Origin of the sequence: Streptosporangium sp. NPDC051023 (assembly GCF_040689595.1) — a bacterium.
GTDB lineage: Bacteria > Actinomycetota > Actinomycetes > Streptosporangiales > Streptosporangiaceae > Streptosporangium.
In genome coordinates, this window is record NZ_JBFBCE010000002.1 from 130,616 (window position 1) to 142,569 (window position 11,954).

Annotated in this window: 12 protein-coding genes and 1 pseudogene; 9 read left to right on the plus strand and 4 right to left on the minus strand. The window is 68.9% G+C overall.

All coding sequences use genetic code 11. The annotated features are described in order from the left end of the window. Positions 1-13 precede the first annotated feature (13 nt). From AB0395_RS02085 to AB0395_RS02095, 3 genes and pseudogenes are all read left to right on the plus strand, one after another. Positions 14-406: pseudogene (locus tag AB0395_RS02085) on the plus strand (sigma factor); the annotation flags it as partial. 122 nt (positions 407-528) lie between these two features. Next, positions 529-888, plus strand: coding sequence for a DUF6596 domain-containing protein (locus AB0395_RS02090; protein WP_366276086.1), 360 nt, complete (start codon positions 529-531; stop codon positions 886-888). Between the two features lie 196 nt (positions 889-1,084). After that, positions 1,085-2,044 carry a LysR family transcriptional regulator gene (locus tag AB0395_RS02095; RefSeq protein WP_366276087.1) on the plus strand — a complete coding sequence of 320 codons (960 nt, stop codon included), beginning with the start codon at positions 1,085-1,087 and terminating at the stop codon, positions 2,042-2,044. 33 nt (positions 2,045-2,077) lie between these two features. Here AB0395_RS02095 and AB0395_RS02100 read toward each other — a convergent pair whose 3' ends face one another. Beyond that, positions 2,078-2,605 carry a DinB family protein gene (locus tag AB0395_RS02100; protein WP_366276089.1) on the minus strand — a complete coding sequence of 176 codons (528 nt, stop codon included), beginning with the start codon at positions 2,603-2,605 and terminating at the stop codon, positions 2,078-2,080. Between the two features lie 166 nt (positions 2,606-2,771). Between AB0395_RS02100 and AB0395_RS02105 the strand changes: the two genes are divergently transcribed. The 5 genes from AB0395_RS02105 to trpS all read left to right on the plus strand — a co-directional run bounded on the left by AB0395_RS02105 (position 2,772) and on the right by trpS (position 8,355). Further along, a complete protein-coding gene (locus tag AB0395_RS02105) occupies positions 2,772-3,260 on the plus strand; it encodes an NUDIX domain-containing protein (protein ID WP_366276090.1) in 489 nt (162 codons plus the stop codon). A 122-nt stretch (positions 3,261-3,382) separates the two neighbouring features. Beyond that, positions 3,383-5,470 (plus strand): DUF6421 family protein, encoded by a 2,088-nt coding sequence (locus AB0395_RS02110; RefSeq protein WP_366276092.1) that lies wholly within the window; start codon positions 3,383-3,385, stop codon positions 5,468-5,470. After that, positions 5,467-6,108 carry an SDR family oxidoreductase gene (locus tag AB0395_RS02115; protein ID WP_366276094.1) on the plus strand — a complete coding sequence of 214 codons (642 nt, stop codon included), beginning with the start codon at positions 5,467-5,469 and terminating at the stop codon, positions 6,106-6,108. Before AB0395_RS02110 ends, AB0395_RS02115 begins: the two co-directional genes overlap by 4 nt. Before the next feature lie 63 nt (positions 6,109-6,171). Then, positions 6,172-7,230, plus strand: coding sequence for a low specificity L-threonine aldolase (locus AB0395_RS02120; RefSeq protein ID WP_366276095.1), 1,059 nt, complete (start codon positions 6,172-6,174; stop codon positions 7,228-7,230). Between the two features lie 159 nt (positions 7,231-7,389). Further along, positions 7,390-8,355, plus strand: a complete 966-nt coding sequence (gene trpS, locus AB0395_RS02125; protein WP_366276097.1) for a tryptophan--tRNA ligase — start codon at positions 7,390-7,392, stop codon at positions 8,353-8,355. Between the two features lie 33 nt (positions 8,356-8,388). Here the strand turns inward: trpS and AB0395_RS02130 are convergent, their stop codons facing one another. Further along, positions 8,389-8,688, minus strand: coding sequence for a DUF3467 domain-containing protein (locus AB0395_RS02130; RefSeq protein WP_363949894.1), 300 nt, complete (start codon positions 8,686-8,688; stop codon positions 8,389-8,391). A gap of 122 nt (positions 8,689-8,810) precedes the next feature. Next, positions 8,811-9,458 (minus strand): DUF305 domain-containing protein, encoded by a 648-nt coding sequence (locus AB0395_RS02135; RefSeq protein WP_366276099.1) that lies wholly within the window; start codon positions 9,456-9,458, stop codon positions 8,811-8,813. A 122-nt stretch (positions 9,459-9,580) separates the two neighbouring features. Between AB0395_RS02135 and AB0395_RS02140 the strand changes: the two genes are divergently transcribed. After that, entirely contained in the window at positions 9,581-10,291 is a 711-nt protein-coding gene (locus AB0395_RS02140) for a DUF3105 domain-containing protein (protein WP_366276101.1), read from the plus strand. Between the two features lie 110 nt (positions 10,292-10,401). Here the strand turns inward: AB0395_RS02140 and ald are convergent, their stop codons facing one another. Then, positions 10,402-11,517, minus strand: a complete 1,116-nt coding sequence (gene ald, locus AB0395_RS02145; protein ID WP_366276102.1) for an alanine dehydrogenase — start codon at positions 11,515-11,517, stop codon at positions 10,402-10,404. Between the last annotated feature and the right edge of the window lie 437 nt (positions 11,518-11,954).

Here is an 11,954-nt window from a genome sequence, read left to right on the forward strand (position 1 = left end):
CGCGGCCGCGAGCGTGGACGCGTACGCGCGGATCGTCGCCGCGCTGATCCGTGTCACCGGTGACTGGACGCTGGCCGAGGACTGCGTCCAGGAGGCGCTGACGCTCGCCCTGCAGCGGTGGCCTCAGGAGGGCGTGCCGGGCAACCCGGGCGGCTGGCTGATGACGGTGGCCCGCAACCGCGCGATCGACGTGTTGCGCCGCGCGTGGGTCGAGCGCCGCAAGCTGGCCGAGCTGACGGCGCTCGCGGTCGCCGATCCCGGCCCCGCCCCGGCGGAGGAGGTCGTGGACGACCGGCTGCGGCTCGTCTTCACCTGCTGCCACCCCGCGCTCGCCCTTGAGGCACGTGTGGCGCTGACGCTGCGAACGATCTGCGGGGTGCCCACCGCCGACATCGCGCGGGCCTTTCTGGTCAGCGAGCCGACCATGACCCGGCGTCTGACCCGGGCCAAGACGAAGATCGCGGATGCGGGCACGTACCGGGTACCGACGGGTCCGGCGCTCACCGAGAGGCCCCCGGTGTTCTGGCGGTGCTGTACCTGCTGTTCACCCACGGCTACAACGCCGACGGCGAGCCCGCCTTCGCCGCAGAGGCGATCAGCCTGGCCCGCCTCCTCCAAGAGCTCATGCCCGATCAGGGCGAGGTGTCCGCGCTGCTGGCGTTGTTCCTGTTCCAGCACTCCCGGCGCGCCGTTCACGGTGCCGGTCCGGTCCCCGTCGGCGCTCGCCGTACCGGTGTCGCCGGAGAACTCCGTGTGACGGTGGAGGCGGCTGTGACGGTGGAGGCGATGCGGGCGGAATGGGGGCGGTGTTCTTTTTGGAATGACGTGTTTTTTGAAGGGGGTGGGCCGAAAACGCGGGAACGGATGCGTTTCGTGCGCCAGGGGTGAGCCGGTCCGGTCCGGCCTTCGCCGTACCGGTGCCGGGGGAAGTCCGCGCGCCGGGGGAGTGGCGGAGGCGGGGCATGATCTGGGTGGGGATCTAATGGTTGATACCCGACAAAAATACTGCGTTTCCAAAGCGTGTCCTGGGTTCTTCACCGATTAGGCCTTACTGGAAAGCTTCTTTGCTTTTACTCTCGGATGCGTGGATCTCCAGGTTCGTCATCTGAGGGTGCTGTGCGCGATCGCGGACAGCGGGAGCATCTCCAGGGCGGCCGCGACCCTGAAGATGTCCCAGCCCGCGCTCACCGCTCAGCTGCGCCGTATCGAGCAGATGTTCGGCGATCCTCTGTTCGACCGGGGACCCGAGGGCGCGCGCCCGACCCGGCTGGGCGAGTGGCTGTTGGTCCGTTCGCGGTCCCTGGTCTCCGCCGTCGACGAGCTGGAGCGGACCGCGAAGCGCTACGCGCCTCCACAGGGGGAGATGGCGCCGATCCGCGTCGGCTGCGCCCCGACCCGGCTGCGGATCTACCTGGCCAGGACTCTCCGCCAGCTCCTTCCCGGCGCGGAGATCAGGCTGCTCACCGAGCAGACGATCGACACGCTGCCCGGCATGCTGGAGTCGGAGCGGATCGAGCTGGCGACCCTCGACGACTACCCGGACCATCGGCTCTCTCCGCCGCCAGGAGCGGTGTACACCGCCATCGCGGTCGAGCCGCTCTTCGTCGGGCTTCCCTCGAACCACCCGCTGGCCAAGCAGGACGAGATCGAGCTGCGCGACCTCGCCGAGGAGGACTGGGCGTTGCCCGCCCCGCTCGAGTCGGGCCCGCGCGAGTACTTCTGGAGCACCTGCGCCGAGCACGGCTTCACCCCGCGCGTCGCCTACGGGGTCAACCTCGAGGTTGGGGTCGACCTGGTCGCGGAGGGCCGCTGCGTCAGCCTGTTCCAGGCCACGGCCCCGGCCCGTGAGGGCATCGCGATCCGCCCGCTGGCCGACTCCCCGCTGCGCTTCCGCCACCTCATCGGATGGACCGCTCCCGGCCCGATCACCGCCCACGCCGACGACCTGGTCCGCGCGCTCACCACCACCTACTGGACGGAGTCGCAGCGCGCCCCCGCCTATCGCGACTGGCTGGAGAGACACGGGCCGCTGAAGCAACTGTGAGGTGACCGCGTCCTGTCGTCGGCGGGGCCCGGCTCAGTGCCCGACGGCGCCGTCGACGCGCTCACGGAGAAGATCGGCGTGGCCGTTGTGGCGGGCGTACTCCTGGATCATGACCGAGTAGACCCAGCGGAGGCTCATCTCGACCTCGCGCCGGGGATCGGTGAACGTCTCGTCCAGTGAGCGCCCCGCCGTCGTCCGCCGGACGAGCTCGATCTCGCGGGCATAGGTGGCGAGGTCCGACTCCGCGTCGGCGGTTTCCACGTCGAACTCGGCGGTCAGGTCGTCGTCGGTGCAGTACAGATAACCGACCCGCTCTCCGGCGAACCTGGTGCGGAACCAGTCCCGTTCCACCTCGGCCATGTGACGGACGAGGCCGAGCAACGACAGGTTCGACGGTGCCACCTGGCGAAGCTTGAGCTGCTCGGCGGTCAGCCCGCCGCATTTCCACAGCAGTGTCTGCCGATGGAAGTCGAGCCAGGCGTCCGCGAGCGAGCGCTCGTCGCCGACCAGTTCGGCGAACTGCGGGTGGACGCGTGTGATCTCCGGCGCGATCCAGCTCATCGCACCATGATCTCCGGCTTCCCCCGGATCGGCCAGTGATTAACCAGAGGCGGCGGGAGCCCGTTGAAGAGGCTGCGGTGCCCGGGTGGGCCACGCCTGCCCGAAGGATCCCGGTACGCTCAGGATCTCCGGAAACGGCGCCCCGGCCTGCTCTAGTCTCACGGTCGTGACGATCAGGAACTCGCACTGCTCCTTCTGCGGCAGCGCGTACACCCCCGACCAGGCCTGGCCGCGTACCTGCTCCGGTTGCGGCAACACCGCCTACCTCAATCCGCTGCCGGTCGCCGTGATGGTGCTTCCGGTGGACGACGGCGTGCTGGTGATCCGCCGTGGCATCGAGCCGCATCGCGGCGGGCTCGCCCTGCCCGGCGGTTTCATCGACGTGGGCGAGTCCTGGCAGCAGGCGGCCGTCAGGGAGCTTCGCGAGGAGACCGGTGTCGTCGTCGATCCAGACGACGTGCGGCTTCTCGACGTGCTCAGCGCCCCCGACGGCACCGTGCTGATCTTCGCCCGGGGGCCGGAGACCGCCTCGGGCGCCCTGCCGCCGGTCGTGCCAACCGACGAGACGATGGAGTGGCTGACGATCGACGGTCCTCGGGAGCTGGCCTTCCCGCTGCACACCAGGATCGTGGCGGAGCACTTCGCCCGGAGATGACCCTGCCGACCCGTGCCCGGGACCGCGCTGCCCCTTGCGGTCCCGGCGTAAGGGATGTGTCAATATTCGGGCAGACTGTGTATATTTTCCGTCGTTAGGTCGTGTTTGAGGGAGGATTTATCGTGAGAGCGTTCCCGCGGGTACTCTTCGACGAGGCGCACAACGAGTCATGGACCATCCGCAGGGACGTGGCCGAGACGATGAATCCGGGCCATCCCGACGACAACAGCTACGCCCGCGCCGCGGATCTGCTGCGCCGCCTGGGCCACACCGTCGCCGCGCACACCGAGGGGCCGGTCACCCCGGCACTCCTCGCCGCGCAGGACGTCTTCGTGGTCGCGCACCCCTCCGCCGACCGCTGGGAGCGCACCACGGGCCTGGGCAGCCCTGTCCTGCCCGTCGAGGAGCTCGACGCGATCGAGGACTACGTCGCGGCCGGAGGCGGGCTGGTCGTGCTCGCCGAGTGTGAGCAGGAGAAGTACGGCAGCAACCTGGCCGAACTGCTCGACCGTTTCGGCGTCACCGTCGAACACACCACCGTGCAGGATCCCGGGAACGCCCACAACGGCGTGGCCTCCTGGGTCCTGGGCGTCCCCGGTGAGACCTCGCAGGAGGACCCGCTGGCCGGGGCCCGCAGGGCGTGTTTCTACCGGGCGGGCGTCCTGTCCGGGCCCGAGCACGCGACGGTGCTGTTTCGGACCTCCCCTTCCGCCGACCCCGCGGGCGCGCCGCTGGCGTTGGCCGTACGGCACGGCGAGGGCAGGGTCGTGGTCCTCGCGGACTCCGACCTGTTCGGCGACGACTCGATCGGCGACTACGACCACGCCACGCTCTGGGGCAACCTCGTCACCTGGGCCGCGCGCGTCCCCGTCCCCTCGGCGGGCACGGTGGGCACGGGGGACACGGGGGGCACGGTCGCCCGTGAGATCTTCCTCGGTCTCAAGGACGCCGTCGAGGCGCTCAAGCCGCTGCAGGCCAAGGACGGCTCCATCGAGGGCGACCGCGACCGGGCGGTTGAGCTGATCAGCGAGATCGTCGGCCACGTGGCACGGCTCGCCCCGCGCTTCCCCCACGACGAGGCCTACCTCGCCGCGGTGGTCGCCGACCTCGGCAAGTGGGTCGAGCAGGGCCTGGGCGTGCCCGACTTCCTGGACTCGCTCAACGCCTTCCACCCCGACACCCAGCGGGTCGACGGCCTCGAGCACCTGGTCGTCTTCCCGATGTACACCCAGAACGGCACCACCTTCCGCTACCTCGAGGCCGTGTGGATCCGCACGGTCTGGCCCGAGTGGCTGGCGAAGCTGGAGCGGGAGCGCTACGACAACCCGCTCTTCGTGCCGATCGCCTTTGAGGACTTCACCTCCGGCTACGACACCAACTCCGCGGTGCTCTTCCCGGAGACCGTCGCGGTGCGCCAGACCCCGGCCCGCTTCACCTGGGGCGGCATCTTCTGCGACCGGGAGGCCGCGCGCTTCCGCGCGGTCAGCAAGGCAGCCGCGGCCACGCTCAAGCTGGCGCTGCCGCCGGACGCGGCGAGGCTGATCGAGTCGCAGGAACTGGCCCAGGACACCTTCGTGCTCTGGGACCTGATCCACGACCGCACCCACAGCCACGGCGACCTGCCGTTCGACCCGTTCATGATCAAGCAGCGCATGCCGTACTGGCTGTACTCCCTGGAGGAGCTCCGCTGCGACCTGACCGCGTTCGGCGAGGCCGTGAAGCTGGAGCAGGAGGGCATCCCGCATGCCCGCTACGTCCAGCTCGCGATCCTGTTCGACCGGCTGTTCCGCTTCCCGATCACCGGTGACCGGGTCCGCAACTACGACGGGCTCGGCGGGCAGCTCTTGTTCGCCTACCTGCACCGCAACGACATCGTCCGATGGACGGACAACCGGCTGAGCGTCGACTGGGACCGGCTCGCCGACGGCGTCGCCGACCTGCGCGGCGAGGTGGAGAAGCTCTACCGCGACGGGATCGACCGCTCGAAACTCGCCCACTGGCTGGCCGCCCACCAGCTCGTCGCCGCCTACGTCGAGCCGCATCCGGCCTCCGCCTGGCACCGGGGCGTCGGCGCGCTGCCGGTCGAGGGGTTCCCCAAGGCCGTGGTCGACGCGGTGCTGCCCGACGAGTTCCCCCTGAGCATGTTCTACGAGGCCCTGCGCCGTAAGCTCGGCGATGTCGTCGAGTCCACGAAGGGGATCCGAGCATGATCATCCTTGTTGCCGGCGCGGCCGGTCCCGCAGGCCAGGCCGTCGTACGCCGTTTCGCCGACAAAGGTCACACCGTCATAGGCGTCGACAAGTCGGGCGCGGACGGAACGCTCCAGGTCGACCTCCTCGACTTCGACGCCGTCAAGCAACTCGCGGCCGACGTCGAGGCCGAGCACGGCAGGGTGGACGGCATCGTGCACCTGGTCGGCGGCTGGCGCGGGTCGAAGACCTTCGCAGAGACCAGGCTCGAGGACTGGAACCTGCTGCACGACCTGCTGATCCGCACCCTGCAGCACGTCACGCTCGCCTTCGAGCCGCTGCTCAAGGCCAGTGAGCGCGGCCGGTTCGCCATCGTCTCCGCCAAAGCGGCTGAGCGGCCCACCCAGGGCAACGCGGCCTACGGCACCGCCAAGGCCGCCTCGGAGGCTTGGACCCTGGCCTTCGCCGACGCGCTCGAGGGAACGAACGCGACGGCCAACATCCTGGTCGTCAAGGCCCTGGTGAACCAGGCCATGCGGGAGGCGAACCCGGAGCGGGGCTTCCCGGGGTTCACCGACGTCGACGACCTGGCCGAGGCGATTGACGCCCTCTGGGACACCGAGGCCAACGGCACCAGGATCGATCTCACCCGCGATTGAGATGAACGAGTACGACGAGGGCGGCCGTGTGCCGAGCACCGGCCGCCTCGCTGAGGGGAAAATGTGACGGACGCGATCCGCAGGCACGATCCACTGGTCAAGGGATTCGCCAGCGACAACTACGCCGGGGTGCACCCTGAGGTCCTCCAGGCCATCGTCCTCGCCAACGAGGGGCACCAGCCCGCCTACGGCGACGACGCCTACACCCGGGCGCTGCAGGAGGTCTTCAAGAGGCACTTCGGCCCGACCGCCGAGGCCTGGCCGATGTTCAATGGCACCGGGGCCAACGTGGTCGCGCTGCGCGCGATGACCGCGCCCTGGGAGGCGGTCGTCTGCGCGGAGTCGGCACACATCCACACCGACGAGGGCGGGGCCCCCGAGCGGTCCGCCGGGCTCAAGCTGCTCACCGTCGCGACCCCGGACGGCAAGCTCACCCCGGACCTGATCGACACTCAGGCGTGGGGCTTCGGCGACGAGCACCGAGCCCAGCCCAAGGTCGTCTCGATCACGCAGACCACCGAGCTGGGCACGCTCTACACCCCGGAGGAGATCAGGGCGATCTGCGAGCACGCCCACGAGCTCGGCATGTTCGTCCACCTCGACGGGGCCCGCGCGACCAACGCCGCCGCCGCGCTGGACGTGCCGCTGCGCGCGTTCACCACGGACGCGGGGGTCGACGTGCTGTCCTTCGGCGGCACCAAGGCCGGGCTGATGTTCGGCGAGGCCGTCGTCGTCCTCAACCCCGGCGCGGTGCGTGGCCTGCGCTACCTGCGCAAGAGCGCGATGCAGCTCGCCTCCAAGATGAGGTTCGTCTCGGTGCAGTTCGAGGCGTTGCTCGCGGGCGACCTGTGGCTGCGTAACGCGCGCAACGCCAACGCCATGGCCCGCAGGCTGGCCGAGGCCGTGCGAAGGATCCCCGGGGTCGAGGTGCCGCGTCCCGTGCAGGCCAACGCGGTCTTCGCGATCATGCCGGGAGAGGTGACGGAGCGCCTGCAGAAGCGGTTTCGCTTCTACACCTGGAACGAGGCGACCGGAGAGGTCCGCTGGATGACCGCCTTCGACACGACGGAGGCGGACGTGGATGCCTTTGCCGCGGCTGTGGCGGAGGAGATACGCTCTTAGGCGTGAACACGCGCAGTCAGGGTCTGTGGCGGGCCGCCCATCGGCGGACCCGCTAGCCAGCGCTGACTGCGCAACCAGACGGCCGCCCGAACCGGCGGCCGTTTCTCGTTGTGTACGCCCCCGGTGCGCGGCGGTCCCTTCTTCCAGCGAGGAGCGACCATGACCAAGCGTGTCTTCTCGGCGTTCAAGCCGACGGGCCATCTCACACTCGGAAACCTGCTCGGCGCGATCATGCCGGCCGTACGTCTCCAGGACGAGGCGAACTGCGTCTACGCCGTCGCGGACCTGCACGCCCTGACCATCAAGCACGACCCGGAACGGTTGCGCGCCCGCACGCTGGAGGCGGCGACCCTGCTGCTCGCCTGTGGCCTTGACCGGTCGCTGGTCTACATCCAGTCCCGGGTGCCCGCGCACACCGAGCTGGCCTACCTGCTGGAGAGCACCGCCTACTTCGGGGAGATGCGGCGGATGATCCAGTTCAAGGAGAAGTCGGCGAACCAGGAGGAGGTGCGTCTCTCACTGCTCACCTACCCCGCCCTGATGGCCGCCGACATCCTGCTGCACCGGGCGGACATCGTTCCCGTCGGGGAGGACCAGCGCCAGCATGTCGAGCTGACCAGGGACCTGGCCCTGCGGTTCAACCGCCTCTACGGCGAGATCTTCACCGTTCCCGAGGCCGTCCACCCGCAACTCGCCGCCCGGGTCATGGACCTGACCACACCCGACTCCAAGATGGGCAAGTCCGACGGGTCGGCAGCCGGAACGATCTACCTCCTCGACGAGCCCGCTGACATCCGTCGCAAGATCATGCGTGCGGTGACCGACTCGGAGACCGAGGTCCGCTACGACCTCCAGGAGAAACCCGGCGTCTCCAACCTGCTCACCCTGCTCGCGGTCTGCTCGGGACAGCAGGTCGAGTCGCTCGCCTTCCAGTCGTACGGCGCGCTCAAACGCGAGACCGCCGAGGCCGTGGTCGAGACGCTGCGGCCGGTCCAGGAGCGCTACGCCGAGTTGTCGGCCGATCCGGCGGAGCTGTCACGGATCCTGGCCGCCGGGGCCGCCCTGGCCGTCCAGCGCACCGCGGACCTGATGGCCTTGGCGCGCGGGGCCATCGGCCTGCTTTGAAGAGCGCAAGCGCCGTTCCCGGGAACGAGAGGGTCAGGATTTCTGGCCCGTCTCGTTCTCGTAGGCGGTGAGCTGCTGTTCGAGGGCCTTCATCAGCTCGAACACCTGGCTCGGGGGGATGCGGATCCGGCTGACGATCCTGGTCGGCACGCTGACGAAGTGCTGGCCGGACGAGGGGTCGTTGGCGAGCTGAGGCGGTCTGGTGATCACTGCGAAGTCCAGGACGAAACCATCCTGGGTGTGCCACACCGACGCGAAGTTGGCGTACTGCCCGGCCTCGACCTCGGCGGAGATGCTCACCTCCAGGCGGTTCTCCGGTTCGTCGTTCACCATTCTGTTCTATCTCCTCCGGCCAGGTTGGCTCCATGCTGCCCTGGCCGGGGGACCGGCGGCGCAGGGACGCGCCGACCTCATCGAGGCGGACGCCGTGCTGGGGGGTCGTCAGGGGTGGGGCGTCAAAGGATGGAGGGCAACGGCTTGGCGCCGCGCTGGGCCAGCATGTCGGTCATCAGCTTGATCTCTCCTGTCTGGCCCTCGACGATGTGCCTCGCCGTGGTGGCCACCTCGTCGCGGTCCGACAGTTTCAGCAGCCCTTCGCTCATCTGGACGCCGCCCTCGTGGTGGCGGATCATGAGCTGCAGGAAGAGGATCTCCTGGTCCTTGCCCGTGGCCTCGCTGAGCCTCTTGAGCTCTTCCTCGCTGGCCATACCGGGCATCGTGCCGGAGGCCACCGCCGTTACGCCGTGGCCGTGACCGGCCATCCACGCCATCTGAGGACGCTCGCTCGACTGCTCAAGTCCCCATTGCTGGAGCCAGCCGCTGAACATCCCGCGCTGTGCGGTCTGGGTGACGATGATGTCGTAGGCGAGCCGCCTGAGCGCCTCGTCCTTGCTGCCGTCCCTGATGACAAAGGACATCTCCACGGCCTGGGCGTGGTGGACCGACATGTCGCGGGCGAACCCCGCCTCAGCCGAGGCGTCGGCCGGTGCCGATGTTCTACCGGTGACCAGCAGCAGGGTGGCCGCGACTGCCAGGCAGGTGAGCAGTACGACGAGCGCCGTGCGGCGCCCGGGCTTCGGAGTGTTTCCAGCAGGGGTTTCCATCGCCTGCCCAGAGTACCCACTGTGGCGAATCGTCGCTCTATCACGCATTGTGATTCCTTTATTCTCCACACACGGCGTTAGGGCATAGTCTGACCCGGAGTTGGTTGCCGGCTGGAGGGTCCATGACGAAGGAAAAGGCGCAGGCGAGGCGGGACAATCTCGCCCGGATGCGTGCGGAGCAGAAGCGACAGGAGCGCAGGGCCGCGCTCCTGATGTGGGGTATCGGCGGCACCGTCGTCGTTCTGCTCGTCGGACTGGTCGGCTCCTACCTGTTCAACGAGCGGGCGGCCACCTCGCTGGACGGTGTCGCGAGCACCAAGTACCCGGGCAGCGTGCACGTCCAGACCAAGGTGAGCTACAAGGAGAACCCGCCCATGGGCGGGGAGCACAACCCGGCCTGGCAGAACTGCGGTATCTACGACCAGCCGATCAACAGCGAGAACGCCGTCCACTCGATGGAGCACGGCGCCGTGTGGATCACCTACCAGCCGGATCTGCCCAAGGAGCAGGTGGCCAAGCTCAAGGAGCTGGCCTCCAAGGAGTACATGCTCCTGAGCCCCTACCCGGGGCTGCCCGCCAAGGTCATCGCCAGTTCTTGGAACAAGCAGCTCAAGCTGGACAGCGTGGACGATCCGCGCCTGCCCAAGTACGTCGCTAAGTACAGGAACAACAGCACCGAGACGCCGGAGTTCGGCGCGTCCTGCAGCGGAGGTGTCAGCACGACCACCGCAGAGGCGCCGATCCCGACGACCACCCCGACGGCCGCCCCGAGTCCCGGCTCGTCGAAGGCGCCCGAGATGACCCCGGCGCCGAGCGCCACGCCGAGTTCCTGATCCGACGCGGACGTGTACGGCCCCGCGCGGGCGGGAGCCGTACACCGGCCTGACCGTGACAGACAGTCAGGCTGTGGCGGCCGGGCTGTGGCGCCGGGCCGCCGGTCGTGTCAGGCCAGTACCTGCCCCAGGGGCACCGACTCCAGGCCGTGAGCCTCGGCCACAGGCTGGTTGGTCAGGTGTCCCTCGTGGGTGTTCAGGCCCGGGGCGAGCACGGGATCGTTGCGCAGCGCCGCGCGCCAGCCCAGGTCGGCGATCGCCAGGGCGTAGGGCACGGTCACGTTGGTCAGCGCGTAGGTCGAGGTGTGCGGGACCGCGCCCGGCATGTTGGCCACGCAGTAGAAGATTGAATTGTGCACTCGGTAGGTCGGGTCCGCGTGGGTGGTCGGCCGGGAGTCCTCGAAGCAGCCGCCCTGGTCGATGGAGATGTCCACCAGGACCGAGCCCGGCCTCATCCGCGAGACCAGCTCGTTGCTGACCAGCGTGGGCGCCTTCGCGCCCGGGACCAGGACCGCGCCGATGACCAGATCGGCGTTCAGGACCGCGCGCTCGACCTCGAAGCTGTTCGACGCGACGGTCTGGCAGTGGCCCTGGTAGATCACATCGGCCTGGCGCAGCCTGTCGATGTTCTTGTCCAGCAGGATCACCTCGGCCTGCATGCCGAGCGCGATCACCGCGGCGTTCATGCCGGAGACCCCGGCGCCGATCACGACCACGTTGGCCGCGTGCACGCCGGAGACGCCGCCCATGAGCACGCCACGCCCACCCTCGGGCCGCATCAGATGGTAGGCCCCGACCTGCGGGGCGAGCCGTCCAGCGACCTCGGACATCGGGGCCAGCAACGGCAGGGAACCGTTCGCGTTCTGTACGGTCTCGTAGGCGATACCGGTGATGCCGGATTCGAGCATGGCCCGGGTGCAGGCTTCCGACGCGGCCAGGTGCAGGTAGGTGAAGAGCACCTGTCCCTTGCGCATCCGGTGGTACTCCTCGGCGACCGGTTCCTTGACCTTCAGTACCAGATCGCCCTCGGCCCACACCTCGTCGGCCGAGTCGAGGATGGTCGCGCCCACGCCCAGGAAATCGGAATCGGGGATCGAGGACCCGGTTCCCGCGTCTTTCTCGATGAACACCTGATGACCATGCCGGATCAGCTCCAGGGCTCCAGCGGGGGTGAGGGCTACGCGGTACTCGTGGTTCTTGACCTCGCGGGGAACTGCGATCTTCACGGCTCCTCCAGATTTGTGCACCTATGTCATCTTCACTCTGCGTTCCCTGGAAAGGGGGTACTACGCGCAAGGTGCAATGAATCGCTCATTGTTGATAACAGGCTGTCAATTGGCAGTAGTTCTCATCTTTCAGAGAGCTGACTTGGCCGTCCGATTACCCGGGCCTTTGAGCGATCGGTAGGCTCACCGCGAGGGCGACGCGAGGATACGGGGACACAACGATGGGGATGCGCGCGGGTTCCGGTGGTACGGGCGACCCACCGGTGCCGCAGGGATCTCAGCCAGGCCGTCACGGCCACCGTCCTGAACCGCCGGACCCGGCGGGCCCCCCTGACGGCTTCGGGCCCAGGAACGGGCCCTCAGGGCACGCGGGGCCCGTTCCCCCCGGTGCCCATGGGTATCCCGGCACCGCGAGCCCCCGAGGTTCTCATGACCCC

What these genes read in the sequence shown, in the direction of transcription:
- AB0395_RS02135 (WP_366276099.1), bottom strand. Translation starts at nt 9,458, where the DNA reads ATGGAAACCCCTGCTGGAAACACTCCGAAGCCCGGGCGCCGCACGGCG.
- AB0395_RS02140 (WP_366276101.1), top strand. Translation starts at nt 9,581, where the DNA reads ATGACGAAGGAAAAGGCGCAGGCGAGGCGGGACAATCTCGCCCGGATG.
- trpS (WP_366276097.1), top strand. Translation starts at nt 7,390, where the DNA reads ATGACCAAGCGTGTCTTCTCGGCGTTCAAGCCGACGGGCCATCTCACA.
- AB0395_RS02130 (WP_363949894.1), bottom strand. Translation starts at nt 8,688, where the DNA reads ATGGTGAACGACGAACCGGAGAACCGCCTGGAGGTGAGCATCTCCGCC.
- AB0395_RS02100 (WP_366276089.1), bottom strand. Translation starts at nt 2,605, where the DNA reads ATGAGCTGGATCGCGCCGGAGATCACACGCGTCCACCCGCAGTTCGCC.
- AB0395_RS02115 (WP_366276094.1), top strand. Translation starts at nt 5,467, where the DNA reads ATGATCATCCTTGTTGCCGGCGCGGCCGGTCCCGCAGGCCAGGCCGTC.